Here is a 21,856-nt window from a genome sequence, read left to right as displayed (position 1 = left end):
TTCTCCTACGCCATTAAATCTAGTGCCCACCAATCGTTACTGCTGATTGCTGATGCGCTGCCTTGTTTTACTAAAGTAACTAGGTCCCAATCGCCAATAGTGACTAGGCCATTTTGTATATGGGTATTATTTGGTGTGTTGCGACCGTCAAGCTGCGCGTATTTATAAGCAAGCTCTACATATTCGCGGGCTTGTTTCCAATGGGCTTCAGTTATGTACCAGCTACCTGCTTTTTGAGAATATGTTTTAGCCAATGACTCAATAGCTAAGCGCTGATCATGCTTTATTTGCTCATCAACATTTAAAACTTGAAGTTGGCCGTCTCGTATTTGGTAAATTTGGCCGTTTCGGCTGATCCTTTTTCCGCTATTTAGATCCTTTATTACTTCATCAACATCATTTTTTGAGGTGCCCATCATATCGAGTAACAACTCAGCCCTAGACCCTGCGGCTATAGGCGTACAGTTATTACCACTAGTCCAAGATAGGTCGGCTGCGCCGACGTTGGTGTTATCCTTAGCATTGAGTTTTTCGGCTGTTCCTTTGAGTTGCCTGGTCCATTCTACTAGGCGAGTTTTAAGGCTTGTTTCGGTGGTAACGTTATAAACATTGTTAATCATGCGGTGAAGCTTTGACTCGATACTTACATTGGTAACAATGCCTTTTATGCGGCGTACTACTTCGGCGTAGTCGTTGCCCATTTGTGTGTCTTCGTACATTGATTTGAAGTTAGCCGCACGGCCTATACACATACCGCCTTGGAGTTTTACGTAGTCTTTCCAGTTGGCAGTATCTGCAGCGTGGCGAATAGGCTCTATGGTCTCGTCGCTTATTGCTTTGCCTTTTGGCATGCGGCGTAATTCACGATACACGGTAACGCTTGGTGAACCCTGAAATTGAAACTGACGAATATTCCATGTACTAGCCCAAGCTAAAACGGGGTTAGCTTGCTCTTGCAGGTTTTCGCCTGTTTCTGCATCTTCATGGTCGCTTAATTGGTAGCCATCAATATTTTTACTGATATATTTGGCAATGTAGCTGGCCGCACTGCCCTTGCTTTTATCCATTTTTATAGCGTCAAAGCGTGGGCTAAAAGTACGATAAAATTTACTGGGCGCTTTAGCTTTTTTGCCTTGGCTTTTTTTAAGGCCCCACTCGCGGCGCTTTTGTTTATAGGTTTTAAACAGCTCACTTTTTTTAGTGCCTGCGCGGTAGCTTACGCATTTTTCGACGGTTTTAATGTGCGTGCCGTGGGTGTTTATATCTACCCATTCGTTTACTACTTTTGCGCGGGTTTGCACAGGGCCGTAATAATCGTAAAGCTCTGTTTTATCTTCTTGAATAAAATACCAACGCAAAATAGCGTTCACTTCTTGCAGTTTATTTTTTGGCATAAACAGCATCATGTGCCAATGCGGGCAACCGTCGGCATGTGGCTCAACTACGCGCACACCAAAGTATTTAAGACCACGGCGCTTTAACTTAGAACGGGCACGCGCCCATGTTTGGGTTAGGTAATTTTGTGCATCTTTTGGGGTTTCGCCGTGCCATTTACTTGAGTTTGCATGAAAACGTGACGGGCAAGTAATAGTGTAAAACACACCTACATAGCCCATTTCGTCGGCTAGCTCTTCGGTCTCGCGTATGCGTAACATTAATTCGTTACGGCGGTTGGCAGGATTTGCCATACCGCTTTTTACGGCTTCAATTAAACTTATTACGTCGCCGTCGCTGCTTTGCAGTTCCATCATTTCTAGGAACTGGCGGCCACTGGCTTGGGCAAAGTTAAATTCGCGCTGTGCCTGTTTTGACGAGTAAGGGCTAATGCCACGGCGTTTAAACTTTTTGCTTTTTTTATCGTGGTATAAATCTTTGCCCACTTGGCCTGTGGCAATTTCTAGTAATTCTAAGAACTGGCGGCGAATAGTCTTTAATTGGCGAGCCCACCATCTATCACACTGCATTTTTAGCAGTGCAATTTCGTAACACTCGGTTGGCAAGTTGTCGTCGCGCATGGCATAAAATGGCACATTAGCGCCTACAGCTTTGGCATGAGTTGCTATTGCATCGTAGGTTAACGATATTATTTTTTCGTACGGTAGGTGTTGGTTTTCTTCGCTTACATCAAGCGTTATTTGCACGCATTCCATAGCGAGTGTGCCTGCGTGTTTTTTGGTTTTTTCAATACTGCTTAAAATATGCCATGGCAATGGCATATTTTGAGTAATACTAAACAGTACGCCAAAGCGTGGCTTTAAACGTGCAATGGTACGGCGTAACCATGTATTAGCACGGTATTGGCTACCCGCTTTTTTTTTGTTGTAGCGGTCTATGTATTTACGGGCCATACGACTTTGTAAAGGCACTGGCACATTTTGCAGGCCACGCGCTAAAAAGTTGCGGTCGTCAATATCGCTAATAGATGAAATTAAACCCTTAGCTATACCAGATAGTCTAAGGGCTTGTAGGTCGAGTGGCTTAGGGTTAGCCATTTATTCGGCAAACTCTATTTCAACTAAATCTTCACCTATTTGAACGGCATCAATTGCGGCGCACATTTGGTCGTAAATTGGCGTGTATTCAATGTAGTCATCAGCAATAAGTTTGACCACTGGCATAAAGTCAGTTAGGCAGTTTTCGCACTCCATTAGCATGGCAACGGTAGAGCGCTTGCCTAAATTTTTAATAGTAAAGTTGGCTTGGTCTACCGCATGCTCAACAATGTTTTTAACTAATAGCTGATTTTTAGATAGATCTTGGTCTTTGATTGTGTTCATTTTAGTAGTCCTTTGGGTTTAAAACGGAATGTCGTTTAATTCGTCGGGCAGGTGCATCTGATGAAAAACATCTACATTTTTTACGTTGTGATGATCTTGAATCATGTATTCTTTATATGAGTAGTTAAACCAAGCGTCTGCACACTCTGCCTCTTCTATTGTTTGCGAGTTAATGCAATCAAACCGCGCTGATATTTCAGGCGCATATTTTTCAAGCACTTCTTCTGCCAACTGACGCGTAACAGAAAGCATATTTCTAATGCTCGGTGATTTCTCACAATCAATTAAATGCCTAAGAGCAGTCTTTGCTTTTGGGTGTAGTTTCATTTTCAGCATTTCCCAGCGTTAAATTACAAAAAGTTCAGGGGCTAGCTCGTAGCCTTTGCAAAATACAAAATGGGCGTATTCGGTTGAATCTGTTTTACTTGGCTTTTGTGGGTCAAAGCCTGGGCGTTTGCTATGAACATAAACGGCGGCTAATGGCAGTTTTTGCCACATAGGTTTTCGCTTTTGGCTACCTAACCAATTAAGGCGTTGCAGCATGATCACTAAACCGCCCTCTTTAACCATTTCAAGCGCATGTTCTGTAAATTCTTGCGCTACGTTAAACGGTGGGTTTGTTATGAGCACGTCGTATTTCGGCAATAAAGCGCTGGGCACGTTTAAAAAATTAACGCCTTTTAAATTAGCGCGTGAGTCTTCGCGAATATCCCAGCTTTCTACAGTAAAGCCTTGTTTTTCTAGTACGGTTGGGTAGCTCATTTCGTACTTGTCGCAGCCGCCTGCGCTTGGGTCTAACATTAACGGGTATGCTTGTTCGTCAAAATTAAAGCGGCAGTTTTCGCTAAACGCTGCTAAAAAATCTTCTATTAACCAATGCGGTGTTACGTAGTAGTCATCTGCATTGCGCTGGGTTCCGCGATTAGTTGAGCTCATGATCAATCCTTAGTGTGAACTAACAGTTAGGTGGGAGTAGCTGGTTTTTGCAGACTCAGCAGGCGCATTTTGCAAAAACTTAGCCGGTGCCATGGCGTTGGCATCAACAAATGCTTTAACCAGTTCTTGTAACTGCAAAATAGCTTTGTGAATTTTAAGGCGTGTATCAGCGTTAAAATTGGCAAAGCCTTTTTCAAGGTCATGACGTTTTAGGCCTGCAGCAAAACACACTATTGTGCGCTCTTGCTCGCTTAACACTTTGGTGTATACGTACTCTGGTGTGTGGCGTTCGCTACCCATTAGCGCTTTTATTTCAGCTAAGCCTTTTGGTATGTTGCGCCCTTCTACAGCTTTTAATGGCGCTGGTTGTACGTTATTGGTTTGTTTAACAAGTGCATTAGCCATGGTTATACTCCTTGTGCTTGTTGTGGTTTAGATAGGGCTTGCGTTTTTAACCAGTACACGGCTTTTTGTATGGTTTGGTTTCCGTTGCCGTGGCAGTAAATAGGTAATGGCAACTCACCAACAAAGGCTTGTAAGCACGGTTCAAATTCAACTGATTTACAATTAACGGCGTCTTTCGTGCTTATTTTGCACGTAAGTAAATACTCAGCTTTGGCGGCTAAGTTAGGTAATGCGTTATACGTGTTTTGGTCAAATACTTTATATGTGCTCATTGCCTTTGCTCCTAGTTATTAATGCTTAGCCATTCTTTTTGGGCTGCGTCGTAACGGGCCTGTAAATACGCTCCTAGGTCGTTTACGTTTACCATGGTGGGTGCACGTTCTGAGTCGCGAATTTTAAATGTGGGTATGGGTAACTGCGCTGCCTTTGCTTTTTGCTCGGCTGTTTTAAACTTAAGGCCTAAGTATTCCTCACAAATGTCTTTAAGCGGCACCGCTGGGGTGTTGTATATCGCTAAAAGTGCAAAGGTCATGTTCATGCGGCTGCGCCTTCACCTAATTTTTGTGCTTTAATTTGCTCGCCGTACTCTGCATAAAAATGATTGGCATTCATTGAGCGCCACAGATTTATGTCTGATTCAAGCCAGACCGCACTGCGGTGTGATACACGATGCGACTTAGGGAACATGCCTTTATTCATTAGGTAGTACAGGTGAGAAAGTGAAATGCCGCACATTTCGAGCACTTGTTTACGCTTTAAGAAGTTTTCATCAGGGCCAACTACTTCACCCTGTAAGTTTTTTCTGTATTTTTCAGTATCCATAATTGACCTCTATCTTGATTCGTTTGGTTCCTAAACGGACTATAATTGTGCTAACCTTTATTGTTAGGGCACGTTATTAAGCCCAATCACATAAAGAGAACACAAAAAGAACCATTTGATGCACTATTGTATCTGGGATAATATTAGGATCTTATAAGAACCATGTCAAACACTATTGGGCTTAAAATTAAAACTATTCGTGAATCACTTCATTTAAGTCAGGCTAAGTTCTGCGAATTGCTTGATATTGGGTTAAGTGGTTACAAGAAGTATGAGGCTGGAATCTCTGAACCTGGAGCTGGTAATTTAGAAAAAATTGCTAATCACCCACAGACAAAAATGTATTTAATGTGGTTGTTTACAGGTGAAACTAATCCTGCAGCTGGACAAATTGCTCCAGGAGATTTAATCAGTCAACAAGGCCTGTTGGATGAAGAAGAGTTTGAAAAAGAGTTTATTGATACTTCAATTAAATCGTTAATGATGTTCTTTCATCTTGATTGGTTTAGGGTAAACCCAGATAAAAAGATTGATATTAACGACTGTGGTAAATTGTTGCTAAAAGACTTGAAGCCTGTGATTGACGCCCGCGCAAGCAAGCCCGCCAATAGCCAAAAAACAGCATAAAAAAAGCCCGCATTTAGCGGGCTTATTATTTACTTGTTATTTAATCGTTTTATTTCTTCATCTACTTGTTGCTTTAAGTTTTGGTAGGCTGGTTCAAGCTTCTGCCTTAGTTTTGGTATTTCTGCATATGTACCGTGATTTAAATTTTGAATTACATGAACAAGGCTTAACTCAAAGTTACTGCAAGCAAGTGCTTCATCATAATATTCACTATTAAGATTGCCTGTATTTTCTACTAACCTATCAAAGTCGCTGCAGATAACATCTAACTGTTTATCATAATTCTTTTTTACGTCATAAAATCTTAGCTTATCGCTCTCTTTGAATGGCCCTTTAAACCAATAGTCTAGCTCGTCAACTTTTGATTTTAATTGATAAATTAAATCTATTGGCTTTAACTGTTTACGCTCTTGGGTTTGTTCTGTAGGTGTACTTTGTGTGCTGTTATTGGTTTCGGTATTACTACCGCCACTTAAAATAGCGGCAATGGCCAATAAAACAATACCAAATATAACTGCTGATTTTTGAGTTATGTCTTTATGTGTTTTGCCTTTTGATTCGGCCTTTTCTTTGTTTGTTTTGTTTATTTTGTTAAGCACTGGCGGGAAGAAAAACCCAGCTGCAAACATACAAATTACCCCTGACAGGTGATCGCCTAAATCAAAATACATTATTACTGATATAAGTGATAACACCCCGAGTACCCACGTTCCGACCTTGACCATATTTATTCCTTTTATTTTCCGTAATATGTGTAGGTATATACATTAATTTATCGTTCATGTTTTAACAAGGTACGCCTTTTTAATGAACATTAAAAAACCCGCCTTAGCGGGTTATTTAACAAGTTTGAATATGGGACGTTCTTGCGCGGGTGGTATGTTAGTTGGCTTTTTAAGTGCTTGGTTTCTAAACATGGTGGCGCGTTTGTGTACCACGTTCATTGATTCTATTTTATCCCAGTTATCTGGCTGTTCTATTGTGGCGCCTAAATCCATGACTATTGAGTAGGCTACACCGCCATCGTCTTGTTGGGCTGCTGTTCCCTCTGGCATGTAGTGCTTTATTTTATGTTTAAGTATGGTTTCTATGCCTGTTGTGTTTTGGCCGCGCACTATTGCGACTCCGGTTATACACAACGCCATTGTTAAACAGATAAACATTACTATAAGTAACGGCATTTAAATTCCCTCTTTTGTTAGTAGGCCAGTAAATTTTTTAGCTGGGTAAATAGCAACAACGCCTAACGATAATAAGTTGAGCGCCACCACACTAAAGCTATAAGCTGGTGACAGCATGCTGCTATCTAGCAGGCCACGCATGATAAATTGTATTAGCTGCACAACCGATTGAGCTAGTGCAAGGTATAAGCAAAGCCGCGCAGTTGTTGAAAACGTGCAACCCCTAATGTTATGCATAAAGAATAGCGCTATGACAAATGCCATTGAACAACTAAACATGGTGAAGTAAAAAAACTGCCTGAGTGCTAGCTTGCTCATTTCTATTGTAATTATGTATTGAGCTAGGCTTGAGCTTACAAAGTGAAACACCATCACTGTAAGTGCAGCAATAAAGCATGAATGCATTGTGTGATCATCAATTGATTTTAAATTACTTTTACCACCAAAAAATAACGCCAGGCGGTGCTTGTTAAGCGTTACTAGCAAATAAAGAATAATAAGCACTTCTAGCGCTCTTATTGTCCAGTCTGTAGCAGTTATAAAATCAATCATGTGTTTTCCTTGGTGGTGTAATTAACCAGCAATAATGCTGGTTAATGATTTGTGCTGGCTTAGTTTAATTTTGGTGGCTCTACACCGCCGCCGCCACCGCCATTGTCCTGAGTATCTTCACCACCACTTACCTGCGCTAATAAAAGTACTGATTTTCCGTTTACGTGTTGCTTGTTCATAACTTAATCCTTTTTTTGTTAAAAGAGCTCTGTTTAAGAGTCAATTTCATTGTAATGATAAATTTTATAATAGCAACTCGATATACTGTATATAAAAACAGTTGCAACTTCCGAACAAGCTGATTTATAACAACTTAATAGTCAGCGATTTCACCTGTTTTTAATACCAAAAACACCTGTTTTTTTTACTCGTTTTTAACTTACATGTTACTTATATTAGAGGTAGCAATACGTTACAACTTTTGTTAAATACACGTGGTTTTGTCTTTCTTCATCCGAACACTTTTTTAAACTGGCTAAAATAGGGCTAAAATAGGGCTAAAATTAATTTAAATTATTTTTGTTAAGGGGTTTATTTGGTGATTATTTCTAATGTGGATGTGGGACCTGGCATAAAAGAACTAGAAAACAATTTAGATAACAGCCTTATAACTGACGCTACTTTTATTGGCCGTGCCAGTGGCAACAGTATGGAAGGGGTTGGTATTTTCAGCGGGGATTTATTGATTATTGATAGGGCCGCAACGGTTAAACACGGCGATGTAATCGTAGCTGCTTTAAATGGACTGTTCGTTTGTAAAATAGCCGACTTAAAAAACAACCAGCTTTTATCTGCTAACCCTGATCACCCAGCGGTAAAAATAACTGAGCATGATGAATACAACGTTGAAGGTGTTGTTGGCCAGTCGATTAGATTGCATAGAACGAGTAATTTGTTAGGGTGAAACTCGCTATCTAGCGAGTTCTTCTTTTTAATTATAAGCCTTTCATAATTTTTTTATGGAGAAATTCTTCATGTGATTTGAGCTGCATTTCTTTCCAAGAAGAAAAGTTAGTGTTACTCACAATAAAAGCTTCCCACTCTTCATCTGGTATAGCTTTAAAGTCTTCTGGAGTATTAACAACAAACCCACTTGCATCAACGAGTTCATCTAAACTTGAGTAACTTGAATAGCGAGATATAAACTCATCCGTCATTACATCGCCAACAGCAATTGAGTCCTGTTTCCCCAACTCTTCTAAGTTCTTTGTTAATTTATTTAATCCACTCATATCGGTTTTTATAGACACTACAATTCCCTTTTCATTTTGGTTAAAAACCTAGTTTAGTTAGATTTTGCAATTCATCAAATTTCTTATACAAAAAAACCCGCTAAGTAGCGGGCTTCTTTATTTAATTTTACTTTTTATATAATTTGCTAAAGCCATAAACAACTCACTTGCTGGACCTGCGAGAGCTACGTTTGGATTATCTTCGTTTTGTTGTCGGTTATGGAAAGAGAACTTAACAATCGTGAGTAATAAAGTTAAGCCAGTGCCAAGTATAAATGCAACTAAAGTTATGATTGACCCTGAATAAAGCATTTTATTTTCCATACTTTGAGTTGGTTGTTTGGCATTTTCTTTGGTTGCCTTTTCCGCCTTAAGCTCAACGTTATTTTTTTTACTTTTCTTTTCTATATCTAAAGCTGCTTTATCTTTTAGGCTTTTCTTTTCTTTTTGTATAGCGGAATTATCATTCTGACTAACAGCTGCTATCGAACTATCTTTTAAAGGCTTTTTATTTTTTTCTATTGTTGTATCTGTTCGATGTTCAAGGATATGAGTTAGTGACTTTTCAGAAAGTTCTAAACCAGTTTTCAAGAAACAAACAGCAAGAAACATAGCAACTATAAAACCAAGTGCTTTAAAACCAAGATAAAACCTTTCTTCCCAAATTTTAAACCCAAGAATAGTACTTTCACGTTTAAGAGTAGTAACATCATGATCTCTACTCAATTCCACATTGTTAGAACTTACGACCCCGTCTGAAAGGTCTAAGTTTTCATCCTCATTTCTATTAGACATAAAAAAGCCCTTAAATTAAAGGGCTAGATTATATTAATAATTTGTTCAGCTCAACTTTATAAAGTGAGATACCCTAGGTTCTTCAATCTATAATACATTGCAGCTTCTGATACTTGGAAGATTCTAGCAAGCTCTTTAATATTACTAATACCTTTAGCAAACAACATTGTTTTAATTGCATCTAAAGGCATAAGAATTTGAGCAGCAAAATTATTAGCTTCTCTTTCTTCCCAATCATCTGAATTAGAATTAAATGCAGCTGGCATATCAATACGCTGCATCTGTTTACCTGGCTCAACATGACCTAATGCATGGTGACCTAACTCATGTGCTAGAGTAAAACGCTGACGATTTAAGCTTTCTGTACCATTACAATAAATAACCCGCTGTCCTTGATTATTAATTTCAGCTAGACCACTTAAGCCTCTAAAGCTTTCATGCTCTGGATTAAAACAGTTAATAGAAGCGACTTTGATGTCTAGTTTAGTCGCAATATCTTCGATATTTACAGGTAGACGCCAGTCCCAATTGGCATCAAGTATATTCTTGACTGCTGGCAATTCCATAATAAACCCCACGACAAAAACAGCCGTAATTGGCTGTTAACTAATAAATAAGACTACTAATATTAAGAATAGTTGCATAAATAAGGTAAGCAACTTAAATGATATATGTTTAGTTAAGTAAACTTTATGCGTGTAAAGTAACTGAAGTTAAGTACCCAGTCAATTAAATATGACACAAACTGTGCTATATCGGGACCCCTTAAAACTGTAAAGGTGACCCTATAGTCCCCCTTGGAAACCTACAACCCTTTAAATGCTTACTTATCAGTCCAATCAAGCATTGGGGCCACAGAAAAGCGTCTATCCAAAGTACATTTATTCAAAGCAAACCTCAGGGTATTAAAATTATTAAGCACAGCTTAAAATGCGCTGCATTTTACACAAAAGCCTAGCGAGCATCAATGTTAAGAGAAAACCTGCAAGCCAAAATAATGGGCTATACCATTTAAAATATTGGTAACTGCAACCGAGCTTAAAATAAGCCCCATAATTCTACTTACTATACTTGCACCACTGTCACCAATTAATTTATGTACATGCGTTGCAAGCAGTAACAAAACCAGTACAACAGCCAATACAGCAAGCATCATCGAAGACGTTAGTAATTGCTCAACCCAAGTATATTCTTCATTACGAGTCATTAATACGGCGCCTAACATAGCGCCAGGGCTCGCTATAGAGGGAATCGCAAGCGGAAAAATAGCGGTTTCAGTGCTGTCGCGTACACTTTTAATTTCGGCTTCTGGTTTACTTTCACCAAATATCATTGAGAGCGCAAAAATAAGTAATATGATACCGCCGGCTATTTGAAAAGCCGAAAGTGGAATTTCAATTGCGTTAAGTAATTGCTCACCTGCAAGTACAAAAAATAAGAGCACTAATGCAGATACGCCTACCGCTTTATATATAACTTTGCGTTTAAATTTCTCATCATCACCACGTGTGACAGCAATAAATACAGGTACAGTACCAATGGGGTCAATAACCGCAAAAAAGAAAATAAATATAGCTAATAGTTCGTGCATTACTGGGTTTCCTAGGTAAAAAGCGCTTAATAAAAACGCTGCAACTACAACACAGTATGTTAGTATATCACGGTAGCATAAGGATAAGAGTAATGATGAATATAGAATCACTCGTAAGTAAAGCAAAACAAGTTTGTGACAACCGTGGTGCGCGTTTTACGCCTATCCGCGAGAAAGTATTTCGCCTATTAGCCAGCGCACAAGGTGGTGTTGGTGCATACGATTTGCTTGAGCAATTAAAAATAACTGAAACGGGTGCTAAACCTGCAACTATTTATCGTGCATTAGACTTTTTAGCTGAGCTAGGTTTTATTCATAAAATTGAAAGCACAAATGCATTTATGCTGTGTCATCATTTTGATCATATACACCCAGTACAATTGTTAATTTGCGATACCTGTGGTTTTGTCAAAGAATTACACTCGAGTGTAATTTCGCATGAGCTAAATAATTTAGCTGCCGAAGGTGGCTTTGTTGTATCAGGGCAGACAATAGAAGCACATGGTAAATGTGAATCTTGCAGAGCATCATAATCCTTCAAAGTTATCCTTAGTGACTATACTCAAACTATATAGTCATTTCACAGAACAAATTTAAGAGTAGCCACTATGAATGTAGAATTCATCAATCCTTTTTTATCTTCTTTAATTAATGTTTTGAGTACTATGGCTCAAACTCAATTGAAGCCAGGTAAACCTCGCATTAAAACTGATGAGATAGCCTGTGGTGATGTATCAGGTTTGATTGGTATGGTTGGCCCGCAAACGCGAGGATCATTTTCAATTACATTTGATGAAGAACTAGCATTGACCATCATGGAGCGTATGCTTGGCGAACGCCCTGATGCTATAGATGAAGAAGTTACCGATATGGTTGGTGAAATAACCAACATGGTAACTGGTGGTGCTAAAAATTTACTTGGCGAGAAAGGCTTCGACTTTGATATGGCAACGCCTATTGTGGTATCGGGTAAGGGTCATACAATTACTCACAAAAGCCAAGGTAAAAAAATCATCATGCCATTTAGCTGTGATGCTGGTAATGCAAACATTGAAGTTAGTTTCGATAAATTATGAGTTGGCAGCAAAAGCAAATTACATTAAAGCCTCGCCCGCGAGGTTTTCATATAATAGATGACGAAATATTGTCTCAGCTTCCTGAACTGGCGAGTTATAAAGTTGGCTTGTTACATTTATTTATTCAGCATACCTCAGCGAGCCTTACAATAAACGAAAATGCAGACCCTACTGTTCGTATGGACATGGAGAGCCATTTCAATAAATTCGTTCCTGAGCGTCAACCTTATTATCGCCACGATTATGAAGGTGACGATGACATGCCTGCACACATAAAAACTAGTACGTTAGGCTGCGAGTTAAGTATTCCTATTTCAAATGGCTATTTAGCGTTAGGTACATGGCAAGGTATTTATTTAGGTGAACATCGCGATTCTGGTGGCTCTAGAGGAGTTATAGCAACTATTCAGGGTGAGCTATTTTAATAAAAGCTCTCGGTTTCAAAGTATTGACTCCTCTGTACCTCACTCACACCTCATAACTTCAAAGTACAACAGCTTTATGGTAGATACCATCTCTCATTTTAAGCTTCAAGGTCGTATTTAACTTTCTTGGAGCTTAAACGCTTCTTGGTTTTTTATTACACCAAAACATATATGAATTAGCTTTCGCATATTTGCACACACAGCTTGCATCGGTGTTTTACCATTATTTATTAACGTCAACTTGTGTCGTTTTATTGTTTTATTCCATTGCCCAGCAACAATGGCTGCCATATAGAGTTTGCATCGAATTCTGGCTGGCCCGAGTTTACTGATTGATGTTCGTCCTTTTAATTTACCCGATTCATTGTGCCGTGGGATTAATCCACAATAAGCCGCCGCTTCTTTGGCTTTATTAAATATTTTAGCCGCAAACAAATACGTCAGCTCTCTCGATAATACGGGCCCAATGCCAGGGATAGACTCAAGTAGTTTCCTGTTTCTTTTTAAATCAGGTTCATTATCTATGTGGTTATCAATGTCAGATTTAAGCTGTTTAATTTCATCGTCTAAAAACGCGATAGTCACTTTTATCGATTGGCAAACACGTGCTGAAACGTTGCTGAATTCACTTGCTTCTAATCGATTCGCTTCTCGTTGACGGTTACTCTCAAGCGCATCTAAACGACGAATAAGGGCTTTAAGCTCTCTAATTTCTAACGCTTCAGGTTGCCAATAATTAACGACTGCGTGCTTAGCACAGCCATAATGAGCAAGCATCGTTGCATCAGATTTGTCTGTTTTGTGAATTATGTTTAAAGCGTCTGCATACTTTTTAGCTTTACCGGGATTCGCTAAAATAATATTAAAGCCTTGCTCGTGTAAAAAATACATCAGCGCTTCATGATAAACACCCGTTGGTTCGAGGGTGATAACGAGCTCACTAGCAGCGCTTTTAGTTGTATTTAAAAGCCATTTTCTATTGTGACAAAGTCTTGGCGCTTGTTTTTAAAGACTTTTGTTTTAATTTTGTTTGTAAGCTGGTCTCTCAACCACGATAAATCAATCTTCTCTTTACTAATATCAATGCCGATAAACATCATCTCTACTTACTCCCCTTGTACATACAGCATCTACTTAAAAAAAGTGTGCTTGGATACCATTCAGTTTCTGAGAATAGAAAGTCAGGGCCTTATCTACGGAGCAGTATTAAATACTAGACGCACAGGCAAGCTCACTGACTTCGATGTGATAAATGATAGCTAATCATTTATCAATGAGAGATACAAGGCGCATAGCTCGCGCGAGAAACCATAGCTTCTAACAACCAAAACTTTAATGCTGAATATTGCACTAAGAATAAAGTAGATAAGAGAGATTTTAAATTATAATTTTATTTATGATTTTTAATACAGAGAATTTTGAAAGGATATAAAAAGATTGGAGCGGTACACGAGGCTCGAACTCGTGACCTCGACCTTGGCAAGGTCGCGCTCTACCAACTGAGCTAGTACCGCATTTTTATTTCTTTAGTTATTTTACGTTGGTGCGCGACAGGTCGCGTTCAACATTCTAGCAACTGAGCTAGTACCGCATTATATTTTCATTCAACACTACAATTTCTTTTGGTTAGAAATTGGAGCGGTACACGAGGCTCGAACTCGTGACCTCGACCTTGGCAAGGTCGCGCTCTACCAACTGAGCTAGTACCGCATTTTCACTTCTTCAGTTATTTTATTGATGCGCAATAAATTACGTTCAACATCCTAGCAACTGAGCTAGCTTTTATTCACTTCAATTTCTTTTGGTTAGAAATTGGAGCGGTACACGAGGCTCGAACTCGTGACCTCGACCTTGGCAAGGTCGCGCTCTACCAACTGAGCTAGTACCGCATTTTAATTATGGATGTAAAACGACCACAATAAAAACAACTCAAACACACTAACCCCGCGTGGGTTATCGTCTTGAGCGGGGCAGGATTCTACAATAATCCGATGTGTTTGCAAGTGTTTTTTACAAATTAAAGAAATTTTCTCTATAGACTTTTAATTCCATAATCGAATCTTTAATGTCATCCAAAGCAAGGTGCGAACCTTTTTTGTTCACTTTTGCAAGCACTTCGGGTTTCCAGCGACGTGCTAATTCTTTAATAGTACTCACGTCAAGATTGCGGTAATGAAAAAAATCTTCAAGTTCACGCATGTATTTATTCATAAAACGGCGGTCTTGCCCAATTGAATTACCACACATTGGTGATACACCTGCAGGCACCCACTGTTTTAAAAAATCTAACGTTTGTGCCACGGCATACTCTTCATCGAATGTACTTGCTTTACAGCGCGCTGTTAAACCCGACTTACCATGCTGCGTAGTACACCACTCGTCCATACCATTTAGTAATTCATCACTTTGATGAATAGCTATGGTTGGCCCTTCAGCTAATATATTCAGGTCTGCGTCAGTGACAACCGTCGCAATTTCGAGTATTTTATCGGTCTCTGGTTCGAGTCCTGTCATTTCAAGATCGAGCCAAATTAAATTTGATTTATTAATAGTCATAATTACCTAAGCGGTGCTTTCCTTTAGATCCAACGCATTTCGATATATCATATTAGCATCAACCGTCGAGCTAAAGCTTTTTTTAGGAAAAGCGACATTTAACTAAGGTTATAGGCCTCCAGTGGCAAAACAGAAAAAATTAAGTAAAGGCCAATCGCGTCAGATCAAGGCCAACCACCAAAAGCGCATTAATAGCGCAGACTCAAGACCAGCTAAAAAAGGCGCGCAAGAGTGGCAAACCGATAATTTAGGTCAGGTCGAGAGCGCAATTGTGATCAGTCGTTTTGGCCAACACGCCGATGTCGAAACACAGAACGGCGATGTACTTCGTTGTAATATACGACGTACCGTGTCAAATTTAGTGTGTGGTGATGAGGTATTGTTTCGCCGTGCCAAAGTAAGTGAAGGTGATTTAGCCGGAGTAATTGAAGCCACGCAAGAGCGTCGCTCGCAACTTACCCGCCCTGACTTTTACGACGGCGTAAAAGTTATTGCAGCTAATATTGATCAAATACTCATGGTATCGGCGGTATTACCTGAGTTTACCCCAAGTATTATCGACCGCTATTTAATAGCCTGTGAAGATATGGGTATTGAGCCAATTTTAGTACTCAATAAAATAGATTTAATTGATGACGCAGGTCTTAGCGAAATACAAAAAGTTCTCGATATCTATCGTAAACTTGATTACCAAGTACTCCTTGTTAGTAATATATCGGGCAATGGTATTGATGAATTAAAAGAAGTACTTGTTGGTAAAAATAACATTTTTGTTGGCCAAAGTGGTGTGGGTAAATCCACCCTCGTTAATACTGTATTACCTAACGCTGAAATATTAACTAAAGAAGTATCTGAAAACAGCGGCCTAGGACAGCACACAACAACTGTTTCACGCCTTCACCATTTACCAAGTGGCGGTAACCTAATCGACTCGCCAGGAATTCGTGAGTTTGGTTTATGGCATTTAGATGTTGAGCGTGTAACCTGGTGCTTTAAAGAGTTTAGAGAATTTATAGGCGGGTGCCGCTTTAGAGACTGTAAACATTTAAACGATCCGGGCTGTATAGTTAAAGAAGCTGTAGCAGATGGCAAAATTTCTCAATTGCGCTTTGACAGCTACCACCGAATTTTAGAAACAATGGCCGATGGCCGTGCAGGCGCCCGTGCGCCTCGCGTATAATTTAGGATAAATACTGTGAGTTTAGACAAATTTAAAATCGCAATGCAGTACGCAATGCCAAAACATTTTATTTCACGCGTAGTGGGTAAATTAGCCGCAGCTAAAGCTGGCGCTTTAACAACGACTTTAATTAAACTATTTATTAAGCAATATAAAGTAGATATGAGCGAAGCCCAATACCCAGATCCTGCTCATTATAAAAGCTTTAATGAATTTTTTACTCGCCCTTTAAAAGACGGCATGCGCCCAATAGTAGAAGATAGCGATATCATCATTCATCCAGTGGATGGCGCAATCAGCCAGCTAGGCGATATTGTTGACGGACAGCTAATACAAGCTAAAGGTCACGATTACAGCTTACAAGCGCTACTAGGCGGCTCACAAGATGATACAACACCATTTTTAGGCGGTAAGTTTGCAACGATTTATTTAGCACCTAAAGATTACCATCGTATTCATATGCCAATTGATGGCACACTAAGCAAAATGATTTACGTGCCAGGTGATTTATTTTCAGTAAACCCACTTACCGCGCAAAACGTGCCTAACTTGTTTGCGCGTAATGAACGAGTAGTAGCAATTTTTGAAACTGAGATTGGTCCGCTTGCTATGGTACTTGTTGGCGCAACAATTGTAGCCAGCATAGAAACTATTTGGGCAGGTACTGTCACGCCACCAGCAGGTAGCGATGTATTTAGTTGGAAATACCCAACCACTGGCGATAACGCCATCACGCTTAAAAAGGGTGAAGAAATGGGTCGCTTTAAATTAGGCTCTACTGTGGTACTAGCATGGGGTGCTGATAAAGCTGAAATACTGGATGACCAACTACCAGAAGTGGTTACTCGCTTAGGTACTGCGTTTGCAAAAATTAACGACTAAATCAATCGTTAATTAGAAATCAAAAAACCGCGTTATTTAAACGCGGTTTTTTATTTTTGAAGGGGTAAAGCCTGCACACGCGTAAAGCGCCGCTTTTAATATTTATAACTGATAACTATTAATTGGCTTCTCTAAAGCGAAGCGCCCTCTAAACCTCTTTGTGAATAAATCACTTAAGATCTTATTGCACTAAGAGAAGCAAAAGAGATGTAAATGAGAAGACATCTGGCATAGAAATTACGAGCTTTGCTCGTCACGCCAGCAAGCTGTGCGTATACAAGTTTGGTGTAAGAATTTTGATGTACTGTAGGCGTGAAGCTTGCTCACGCGAAAAGCGCAGCTTTTAATTCTTTAACGCCACATGTAATAAAAGGCACAGCCCCCTTCGAAACCTATTTTCCACACTCTTTACACTCTAAATCTTTAATCACTTTAAAGTGCTGTTGCTTTAAAGTGAGCGCATCGAAGGTTATAAACACACATCCCTCTGCATAGCCCAGTAATAAGTTGAGCGTAAGTTGCGCCTGCATAGAGCCTATTACACCCAGTAGCGGGCTAATTACTCCTGCGTTACTGCAATTTATAACCGGTGTAGCTTCGCTTTGTGGAAAAACACAGCCATAACATGGGCTATCATTTTGCCTAAAATCAAAGCCCATTAACTGCCCTTTGGTTGCGAGTGCAGCACCAGAAATTAACGGTGTTTTATTAGCAATACAATAACGATTAACGCAATAGCGAGTGCTAAAGTTATCAGAGCAATCAAGTACTATATCAGCACTTTTTAGAATATTAGTGGCGTTACTCTCATCTAACTTTTGGCAATCCGTTACTATGTCTATTTGATTATTAAGACTCGCTAATACTTTACCCGCTGCAGCGACCTTGTTTTGCCCTAAGTGGTTTATTTTATAAAGCACTTGGCGCTGTAAATTTGAAAGCTCAACTTCGTCATCGTCAATTAAAATAAGCGTTCCAATGCCCGCCGCAGCTAAATACAAAAGTGCTGGGCTACCTAAACCACCAGCCCCTACTACTGCAACCGTTGAGGATTTAAGTGCTAACTGCCCTTCAAGCCCAACTTCTTCAAGCAACAAATGGCGGCTATAACGAAGGGTTTCTTTTTCGCTTAGCTCATTCACGTTTACCAGCCTTGTTAGTATTGCCCTTGTTAATATTAATGTGCACTGCTTATGGCTACTTGCAGAGCACTTATAGCCTCTACGTAATTATCAGCCTCGGTAATAGCACGCACTACGGCAACACTGCCTACACCGGTTTTAGCTACCTGCTCAGCACGGCTTAAATCAATCCCACCTATTGCTACCGTTGGATAGCTTTGCATAAGCGGTACAAATTTAATCAGCTTTTCAAGGCCTTGTATTTGCCCTGTCATGTCTTTTGTTGTGGTTGGGTAAATAGCACCAAATGCCATATAACTAGGGCGATAATTATGCGCACGTAGCATTTCATAAAAACCATGAGTAGAAAGCCCAAGCCTTAACCCAGCGTCTTTAATTGCCGCTAAATTGGCAATCTCTAAATCCTCTTGCCCTAAATGCACACCATACGCACCACGCTTAATAGCTAGCTGCCAGTAATCGTTTATAAATACCTGTGCGTTGTATTGCTTGCCCAGCTCAACAGCTTGCTTGATGAGCGCATCAAGCTCGTCTTGCGTTTTATTTTTAACGCGTAACTGCGCTGTTTTAATGCCTTGTTGTAAGCATTTTTCTAACCAATCGGTGCTATCAACAACCGCATATAAGCCCAGCGATTTACTTTCACAAGGTGCGAAATCAGCAGCCATATTAAAATCAAGCGGCACATCAAAATCTAGTTCATCGCCCAGCCAGCTACCTGGCTCAATTACTTGTGGGTAGTCAGCTAAATTAGTGGGAAACGAGGTCTGAGCAACCGGTCCAATCCCCTCGCCGTATCGAACAGACTGTTTTAGCCCTTGGTTTATATATGCCTTAGCTAAAATAAAGGCATCTTTTAATGGGTAGTCTTTAGCTAAACACGCAGCAATTACCGAAGCCATACTACACCCGGTGCCGTGGTTATGCGGTGTTTGTATTTTTTGATTGCCTAACCAGTATTCTTCACCATTTTGCGTATTACTATCAATACAATAATCAATGCAGTAGCCACTTGGGTAATCCCAATGTCCGCCTTTAATAACAACGGCTTTAGCGCCCCAGCTTAATAACTTATTAGCCGCTTCTTTTATTGCAGCCGGGCCAATTAAATACACACCGGTTAATAACTGTGTTTCATGTGTATTTGGAGTTATTACATCCACCAGCGGCAGTAGGCATTCTTTTATTGCGCTTACCGTGTCTTCTTCTGTTAGTAAGTCACCGCTTGAGGCAATAGCGACAGGGTCATATACAATAACGGGAGGCACCGGCCATTTAGCTTTATAATGACTTATATGTTCGCTGATCAACTGAATTTGCTGCACATTGGCTAACATGCCAATTTTTATCACTTTGGCTTTCATGTCTTTTTCAAGCGCTAGTAACTGCGATTCAATAATATCGGTAGACACTGCATTAATAGCCTCTACGCCTAAACTATTTTGTGCAGTAAGCGCCGTAATTGCCGTGCAGCCATGTACACCAAAACTTTGCATTGCTTTTATATCAGCTTGAATACCGGCACCGCCGCCCGAATCAGAACCGGCAATTGTCCACACTACGTTATTCATATTCTTTCCTTCACTGCTGATGCCAAAATGGCATACCCATTGTTGGGGTTGATGGGGCTGCAACGTCTTTTTCAGGCATTGCTTTTGCTTGATATGCAAAGCGCCCTGCTTCAACTGCGACTTTAAATGCGCGGCTCATAGTAATTGGGCAGCCCGCCCCTGCAATGGCTGAATTTAATAATACCGCATCATACCCCATTTCGAGTGCTTGGCAGGCATGCGATGGCAAACCTAAACCTGCATCTACTATTAATGTGGTATCGGGTAAACGCTCTCGAATAGTTTTTAAATTATAGCTATTTAACAAGCCTTTACCGGTGCCTATTGGCGCTCCCCACGGCATAAGCACCTCACACCCTAGCTCATTTAAGCGCTGGCAAAGTACTAAGTCATCGGTGCAATAAGGCAATACTTTAAAGCCATCATTAATTAATATTTTTGTGGCTTCAAGTAACGCAAAAGGGTCAGGCTGTAAATTGTAATCATCGCCAATCAGCTCCAGCTTAATCCAGTCGGTGGCAAATACCTCTCGGCACATTTTTGCAAGTGTAATCGCCTCTTTTACACTGTGGCACCCTGCAGTATTAGGGAGTATTTTTAAGCCTGTATTTTTTATTAACTGCCAAAAGTCATCACCTGCTGCTGCACTTTGTTGGCGCCTAAGCGACACGGTTACAATTTCAGCACCAGAGGCGACTATCGATTGGGTCATGATATCAGGCGACGGATAAAGCGCAGAGCCTATTAATAAACGGCTATTTACTTGCTCACCATAAATAGTTAAACAGTCTTTAGTTTGCATGAGCTTTATCCGCCTTGAATGGGTGACAGCAACTCAACACTGTCGCCCTCATTAAGTACATAGTTACTGTGCCGACTTTGTGGAATAAATTCGCCATTAACAGCCACAGCAAAAGGTGCAACTGCACCAAAGCTTTGAAGTACCTCAACGAGTGCTTTGCTATTAACATTAAGTAGCTCGCCATTAATTGTAATGTTCATTTTATTCTCACTCTATTCGTGAAACTACTTGCGCCACTAATGCCGGTGCCAGCATATAACCATGACGATATAAGCCGTTAATGCTAATTACATTACCAACTTGTGATACTTCTGGGCGGTTATCGCTAAATGCAGGGCGTAATCCGGCTTGAATATTAAGTAGTCGTGCTTCGGCAAATCCGCTGTGTACGGTATAAGCCGCTGAAAGTAACTCAAGAGTTGATCGCACTGTTGCGGCGCCGCTATCTTGCGATTCTATTTCGGTCGCACCAATTACATATTCATGATTAGGTTTAGGCGCTATATAAATTGGGTAACGCGGATGCATTAAACGCACAGGTCGCGTTAAATTTACTTCAGGTGCATATAGCCTTGCGACTTCACCGCGCACACCTCTAAGCGGTTTATCACTTTTAGCACCAAGCCCACGACAATCTATAATGTAGTCAAATGGTCGATTATTTATTTCACCGTTTTTAATGGTTACGCGCTGGTTAAACACACACTTAACTTTGCGCTTGTTGAGCATGGTAAAACTTGCTTTATAAAAGGCTTGGTTATCTATTTGCCCCTCGCAGGGTAAAAATAGACCTTGGTTAAACCGATTAGCAAGCTCTGGCTCTAACTGCGCTATTTGCAGAGCATTCAATGCCTGAGCGCTGTGCCCTGCTATGGGCTTTATTCTCTGAGTAAAGCTTTGTAGATCGCCTTTATCTTGCTGATGCGCAACAACCAATGTGCCTTGCTGCTGAAAAAACACATCCCCCTCAAGTTCACTCACTATTTCTGGCCAGCGCTTCATTGAATCAAGCCCCATTAAAGCTAAATCAGCCTCGCATAACACCGACTCAGCCAGCGGTGCCAGCATGGCTGCTGCCACTTTACCGGCGCTATTTGGGGTTTGCTCATCGTCTGCTTCAAACACCGTTACATGATGCAACTTACTTAGCTCAAGGGCAGCTAAGCGCCCTGCTAAACCAAAACCCACCACCGCAATGTTATAAAACATAAAACCTCCAAAAGCAGTTATTAGTAGGTGCGAACTCACTCGCACTTCTTCAATGTTTAAAGAAGCGAGGTATAAAACCTCACCTACATCTGTAT

Annotated in this window: 28 protein-coding genes, 3 tRNA genes and 1 pseudogene; 7 read left to right on the top strand and 25 right to left on the bottom strand. The window is 40.3% G+C overall.

Translation table 11 applies throughout. From position 1 onward, the window contains the following. Positions 1 to 5: 5 nt before the first annotated feature. The 8 genes from RB214_RS02825 to RB214_RS02790 are packed head-to-tail and all read right to left on the bottom strand — an operon-like array spanning position 6 to position 4,940. Positions 6 to 2,492, bottom strand: coding sequence for a replication endonuclease (locus tag RB214_RS02825; RefSeq protein WP_309168331.1), 2,487 nt, complete (start codon positions 2,490 to 2,492; stop codon positions 6 to 8). Beyond that, positions 2,493 to 2,777: a hypothetical protein gene (locus RB214_RS02820; protein ID WP_309168330.1), complete on the bottom strand. Its 285-nt coding sequence runs from the start codon at positions 2,775 to 2,777 to the stop codon at positions 2,493 to 2,495. A gap of 18 nt (positions 2,778 to 2,795) precedes the next feature. Then, entirely contained in the window at positions 2,796 to 3,104 is a 309-nt protein-coding gene (locus tag RB214_RS02815) for a hypothetical protein (RefSeq protein WP_309168329.1), read from the bottom strand. Positions 3,105 to 3,122: 18 nt separating this feature from the next. Continuing rightward, positions 3,123 to 3,713 carry an SAM-dependent methyltransferase gene (locus tag RB214_RS02810; protein WP_309168328.1) on the bottom strand — a complete coding sequence of 197 codons (591 nt, stop codon included), beginning with the start codon at positions 3,711 to 3,713 and terminating at the stop codon, positions 3,123 to 3,125. Between the two features lie 9 nt (positions 3,714 to 3,722). After that, on the bottom strand, positions 3,723 to 4,118 hold the full coding sequence (locus RB214_RS02805; protein WP_309168327.1) for a hypothetical protein: 396 nt from the start codon (positions 4,116 to 4,118) through the stop codon (positions 3,723 to 3,725). Between the two features lie 2 nt (positions 4,119 to 4,120). Continuing rightward, positions 4,121 to 4,390 carry a hypothetical protein gene (locus RB214_RS02800; RefSeq protein ID WP_309168326.1) on the bottom strand — a complete coding sequence of 90 codons (270 nt, stop codon included), beginning with the start codon at positions 4,388 to 4,390 and terminating at the stop codon, positions 4,121 to 4,123. Between the two features lie 11 nt (positions 4,391 to 4,401). Continuing rightward, positions 4,402 to 4,656 carry a pyocin activator PrtN family protein gene (locus tag RB214_RS02795; RefSeq protein WP_309168325.1) on the bottom strand — a complete coding sequence of 85 codons (255 nt, stop codon included), beginning with the start codon at positions 4,654 to 4,656 and terminating at the stop codon, positions 4,402 to 4,404. Continuing rightward, on the bottom strand, positions 4,653 to 4,940 hold the full coding sequence (locus tag RB214_RS02790; protein ID WP_309168324.1) for an AlpA family phage regulatory protein: 288 nt from the start codon (positions 4,938 to 4,940) through the stop codon (positions 4,653 to 4,655). The genes RB214_RS02795 and RB214_RS02790 overlap by 4 nt, the downstream gene beginning before the upstream one ends. A 162-nt stretch (positions 4,941 to 5,102) precedes the next feature. Between RB214_RS02790 and RB214_RS02785 the strand changes: the two genes are divergently transcribed. Further along, the gene (locus tag RB214_RS02785) at positions 5,103 to 5,567 is read left to right on the top strand and encodes a helix-turn-helix transcriptional regulator (protein ID WP_309168323.1); all 465 of its coding nucleotides are present in this window, start codon (positions 5,103 to 5,105) and stop codon (positions 5,565 to 5,567) included. A gap of 29 nt (positions 5,568 to 5,596) precedes the next feature. Here the strand turns inward: RB214_RS02785 and RB214_RS02780 are convergent, their stop codons facing one another. The 3 genes from RB214_RS02780 to RB214_RS02770 all read right to left on the bottom strand — a co-directional run bounded on the left by RB214_RS02780 (position 5,597) and on the right by RB214_RS02770 (position 7,300). Next, the gene (locus RB214_RS02780) at positions 5,597 to 6,292 is read right to left on the bottom strand and encodes a hypothetical protein (protein WP_309168322.1); all 696 of its coding nucleotides are present in this window, start codon (positions 6,290 to 6,292) and stop codon (positions 5,597 to 5,599) included. 111 nt (positions 6,293 to 6,403) lie between these two features. Further along, a complete protein-coding gene (locus RB214_RS02775; RefSeq protein ID WP_309168321.1) occupies positions 6,404 to 6,748 on the bottom strand; it encodes a hypothetical protein in 345 nt (114 codons plus the stop codon). Further along, the gene (locus RB214_RS02770) at positions 6,749 to 7,300 is read right to left on the bottom strand and encodes a hypothetical protein (RefSeq protein ID WP_182779552.1); all 552 of its coding nucleotides are present in this window, start codon (positions 7,298 to 7,300) and stop codon (positions 6,749 to 6,751) included. It lies immediately after the preceding gene. Between the two features lie 538 nt (positions 7,301 to 7,838). Here RB214_RS02770 and RB214_RS02765 point away from each other — a divergent pair. After that, a complete protein-coding gene (locus tag RB214_RS02765; RefSeq protein ID WP_309168320.1) occupies positions 7,839 to 8,204 on the top strand; it encodes a S24 family peptidase in 366 nt (121 codons plus the stop codon). 31 nt (positions 8,205 to 8,235) lie between these two features. Here the strand turns inward: RB214_RS02765 and RB214_RS02760 are convergent, their stop codons facing one another. The 4 genes from RB214_RS02760 to RB214_RS02745 form a co-directional block, all read right to left on the bottom strand. Then, positions 8,236 to 8,550 (bottom strand): hypothetical protein, encoded by a 315-nt coding sequence (locus RB214_RS02760; protein WP_309168319.1) that lies wholly within the window; start codon positions 8,548 to 8,550, stop codon positions 8,236 to 8,238. Between the two features lie 99 nt (positions 8,551 to 8,649). Then, entirely contained in the window at positions 8,650 to 9,327 is a 678-nt protein-coding gene (locus tag RB214_RS02755) for a hypothetical protein (protein WP_309168318.1), read from the bottom strand. Positions 9,328 to 9,383: 56 nt separating this feature from the next. Continuing rightward, the gene (locus tag RB214_RS02750; protein ID WP_309168317.1) at positions 9,384 to 9,893 is read right to left on the bottom strand and encodes an ImmA/IrrE family metallo-endopeptidase; all 510 of its coding nucleotides are present in this window, start codon (positions 9,891 to 9,893) and stop codon (positions 9,384 to 9,386) included. A 404-nt stretch (positions 9,894 to 10,297) separates the two neighbouring features. Then, positions 10,298 to 10,918: a MarC family protein gene (locus tag RB214_RS02745; protein ID WP_149602124.1), complete on the bottom strand. Its 621-nt coding sequence runs from the start codon at positions 10,916 to 10,918 to the stop codon at positions 10,298 to 10,300. Positions 10,919 to 11,013: 95 nt separating this feature from the next. Between RB214_RS02745 and RB214_RS02740 the strand changes: the two genes are divergently transcribed. The 3 genes from RB214_RS02740 to RB214_RS02730 all read left to right on the top strand — a co-directional run bounded on the left by RB214_RS02740 (position 11,014) and on the right by RB214_RS02730 (position 12,419). Next, positions 11,014 to 11,451, top strand: coding sequence for a transcriptional repressor (locus RB214_RS02740; RefSeq protein WP_002957918.1), 438 nt, complete (start codon positions 11,014 to 11,016; stop codon positions 11,449 to 11,451). Between the two features lie 75 nt (positions 11,452 to 11,526). Beyond that, on the top strand, positions 11,527 to 11,994 hold the full coding sequence (locus tag RB214_RS02735; protein ID WP_024595807.1) for a chemotaxis protein CheX: 468 nt from the start codon (positions 11,527 to 11,529) through the stop codon (positions 11,992 to 11,994). After that, positions 11,991 to 12,419 carry a secondary thiamine-phosphate synthase enzyme YjbQ gene (locus RB214_RS02730; protein ID WP_309168316.1) on the top strand — a complete coding sequence of 143 codons (429 nt, stop codon included), beginning with the start codon at positions 11,991 to 11,993 and terminating at the stop codon, positions 12,417 to 12,419. Before RB214_RS02735 ends, RB214_RS02730 begins: the two co-directional genes overlap by 4 nt. Before the next feature lie 117 nt (positions 12,420 to 12,536). On the opposite strand, the pseudogene RB214_RS02725 reads toward RB214_RS02730, so the two are convergent. The 5 genes and pseudogenes from RB214_RS02725 to orn all read right to left on the bottom strand — a co-directional run bounded on the left by RB214_RS02725 (position 12,537) and on the right by orn (position 14,975). After that, positions 12,537 to 13,519, bottom strand: a pseudogene (locus RB214_RS02725) (IS110 family transposase). Positions 13,520 to 13,857: 338 nt separating this feature from the next. Continuing rightward, positions 13,858 to 13,933 (bottom strand) — tRNA-Gly (locus tag RB214_RS02720). A gap of 120 nt (positions 13,934 to 14,053) precedes the next feature. Beyond that, a tRNA-Gly gene (locus RB214_RS02715) sits at positions 14,054 to 14,129 on the bottom strand. Between the two features lie 103 nt (positions 14,130 to 14,232). Continuing rightward, positions 14,233 to 14,308 (bottom strand) — tRNA-Gly (locus RB214_RS02710). A gap of 121 nt (positions 14,309 to 14,429) precedes the next feature. Beyond that, positions 14,430 to 14,975: an oligoribonuclease gene (gene orn / locus RB214_RS02705; RefSeq protein ID WP_004336052.1), complete on the bottom strand. Its 546-nt coding sequence runs from the start codon at positions 14,973 to 14,975 to the stop codon at positions 14,430 to 14,432. A 121-nt stretch (positions 14,976 to 15,096) separates the two neighbouring features. On the opposite strand from orn, the gene rsgA reads away from it, so the two are divergent. Continuing rightward, on the top strand, positions 15,097 to 16,155 hold the full coding sequence (gene rsgA, locus RB214_RS02700; protein ID WP_096793728.1) for a small ribosomal subunit biogenesis GTPase RsgA: 1,059 nt from the start codon (positions 15,097 to 15,099) through the stop codon (positions 16,153 to 16,155). A gap of 15 nt (positions 16,156 to 16,170) precedes the next feature. Further along, positions 16,171 to 17,037, top strand: coding sequence for an archaetidylserine decarboxylase (asd, locus tag RB214_RS02695; RefSeq protein WP_309168315.1), 867 nt, complete (start codon positions 16,171 to 16,173; stop codon positions 17,035 to 17,037). Positions 17,038 to 17,429: 392 nt separating this feature from the next. On the opposite strand, the gene RB214_RS02690 is transcribed toward asd, so the two are convergent. From RB214_RS02690 to RB214_RS02670, 5 genes are read right to left on the bottom strand one after another with little or no spacing between them, the layout of a single operon-like run. Beyond that, positions 17,430 to 18,179 (bottom strand): HesA/MoeB/ThiF family protein, encoded by a 750-nt coding sequence (locus tag RB214_RS02690; protein ID WP_309168314.1) that lies wholly within the window; start codon positions 18,177 to 18,179, stop codon positions 17,430 to 17,432. 35 nt (positions 18,180 to 18,214) lie between these two features. Continuing rightward, positions 18,215 to 19,750, bottom strand: coding sequence for a thiamine phosphate synthase (thiE, locus tag RB214_RS02685; protein WP_309168313.1), 1,536 nt, complete (start codon positions 19,748 to 19,750; stop codon positions 18,215 to 18,217). A 10-nt stretch (positions 19,751 to 19,760) separates the two neighbouring features. After that, positions 19,761 to 20,552, bottom strand: coding sequence for a thiazole synthase (locus RB214_RS02680; protein ID WP_165744953.1), 792 nt, complete (start codon positions 20,550 to 20,552; stop codon positions 19,761 to 19,763). A gap of 5 nt (positions 20,553 to 20,557) precedes the next feature. Beyond that, positions 20,558 to 20,752, bottom strand: a complete 195-nt coding sequence (gene thiS / locus RB214_RS02675; RefSeq protein ID WP_002960781.1) for a sulfur carrier protein ThiS — start codon at positions 20,750 to 20,752, stop codon at positions 20,558 to 20,560. 7 nt (positions 20,753 to 20,759) lie between these two features. Next, positions 20,760 to 21,761, bottom strand: coding sequence for an FAD-dependent oxidoreductase (locus tag RB214_RS02670; protein ID WP_309168312.1), 1,002 nt, complete (start codon positions 21,759 to 21,761; stop codon positions 20,760 to 20,762). Between the last annotated feature and the right edge of the window lie 95 nt (positions 21,762 to 21,856).

It is taken from the genome of Pseudoalteromonas sp. HL-AS1, assembly GCF_031198785.1.
GTDB lineage: Bacteria > Pseudomonadota > Gammaproteobacteria > Enterobacterales > Alteromonadaceae > Pseudoalteromonas > Pseudoalteromonas distincta.
This window is presented reverse-complemented; position numbering and strand designations above follow the sequence as displayed.